This is a genomic window from Microbacterium sp. NPDC056736 (assembly GCF_042790415.1).
GTDB lineage: Bacteria > Actinomycetota > Actinomycetes > Actinomycetales > Microbacteriaceae > Microbacterium.
This window is the reverse complement of sequence record NZ_JBHTZE010000020.1, coordinates 1-1,409: the sequence shown is the minus strand read 5'-3', so window position 1 is coordinate 1,409 and position 1,409 is coordinate 1. Positions and strand designations below refer to the sequence as shown.

The following is a 1,409-nucleotide window of genomic DNA, read 5'->3' as shown; positions in this document are numbered from 1 at the left end:
AGGTGTCGCTGGACTCGGCGCCGGCCCCCTTCTTGTCCGTGCTCTCGGTGGCGCCGGCGTCGTCGGCGCGCTCCTGGGGCGCGGGGTGGAACGGGCGGCTGATCAGGGAATCGATCTTGCCCAGGAGGGTGTCCAGCTTCCCCTCCAGGCCGGTCACCTTGGCCTCCAGGCGGTCCGCCCGGTCGGTGTCCCCCTCCTTGCGTGCCTCGGCGGCCTCCTCCTTGGTGTCCTTGATCTCCTCCTTGACCTCGGCGGCCTCCTCCTTGACCTCGGTCGCGGCCTCGGTGCCCGGGGGGTTCTCGGTGCCGTCGCTCTTGGTGGTCATGGCGTCCTTTCCTGGTGCAGATCGGTCGGGGGCGCACAGGGCGCCGGGGTGAGGGCGGCGCCCCCGAGGTAGACCAGCACGGCCGTGCTGGCCACCGCGAGGACGGCCGTGAGCGCGCGCCGGATCACGGGTGTGCACGCCGTGTGGACGGGCCGGGGGGCCGTGTGGGCTTCACGTTGACAGGGATCGGCTTGACGCCCGCGGCCCGGGTGAGCGCCTGTACGTGCTCGAACACCAGTTGAAGACCGGACGGGGGCGCGCCGTACGTCATGGAGCCCTCCACGCACACCACGACGAACTCCGCCAGGGGCAGGCCGGCCTTGCGTGCGCCCTCCTCCCAACGGTCCTGGAGCACGGGCCCGGCGGGGATGCGGACGGTGTGGTCGCCCAGCAGGAATTGCAGGGTCTCATCCGCGCTCTTGCCCAGCCGCGCGGCCAGGTCGTGCACGCGTTGGTGCGTGTCCACGGACACGCGGATGCTCTTGTACTGCGGCTCGGTTGCCATGGCCGGGACCCTACTCATGTGCGTGCATCCTGTCTACGCGGTGTGCACTAGGTCAGGCGTAAGCGATCCATGACCAGTTGGTGAGCGCGTTCGTGGAGCGGTACGCGCGGATGGTGAAACCGGTTGTGGTCACGCTGTCGACATAGCCACGAATCACCGTGCCGGAGGGGTCGGCCGCGGACCGGGGGTCGATCGTCACCGCGGGCGTGCTGGGGAACGGAGTCGGGAACACGACGTTGACGGACGTGACCCCGCCTCCGGCGCCGGGTGCCGCGGTGGACGCCTGCCCGCCCTGGAGGTTGGCCGCGGTCACCGAACCGGTGATCTCGAACACCTGGGTGACGGCCTCAATCCGGTTGGCGTTGACGGTCGGGGATCCGCCGTGCAGCCGGATGCTCGACTTGGCCGTGTTCACGGTCGTGCTGGGGGACTGGAGGAACAGGGACGGGGTGTCGGCGCCGTGGGTGGAGGTCAGGTTCGTCCCCAGGGCAGCGTCCGCCCACGTGACCCCGGGAACGGTCGCGGGCCGGAGCTGCTGGAGGGCCTGGGCCCCGCCCTGAGCCCTGATCCGGTGCCGTC

Annotated in this window: 3 protein-coding genes; all 3 read right to left on the bottom strand. The window is 70.9% G+C overall.

Annotated features, from left to right (window positions below; genetic code table 11):
• Positions 1–325 (bottom strand): hypothetical protein (locus ACFRAL_RS17380; protein ID WP_378885387.1); only part of this gene is annotated, 325 nt, incomplete at its 3' end.
• 124 nt (positions 326–449) lie between these two features.
• Entirely contained in the window at positions 450–830 is a 381-nt protein-coding gene (locus ACFRAL_RS17375; protein ID WP_375821560.1) for a hypothetical protein, read from the bottom strand.
• 52 nt (positions 831–882) lie between these two features.
• Positions 883–1,409: hypothetical protein (locus ACFRAL_RS17370; protein ID WP_378885385.1), on the bottom strand; the 527-nt coding region annotated here is incomplete at its 5' end.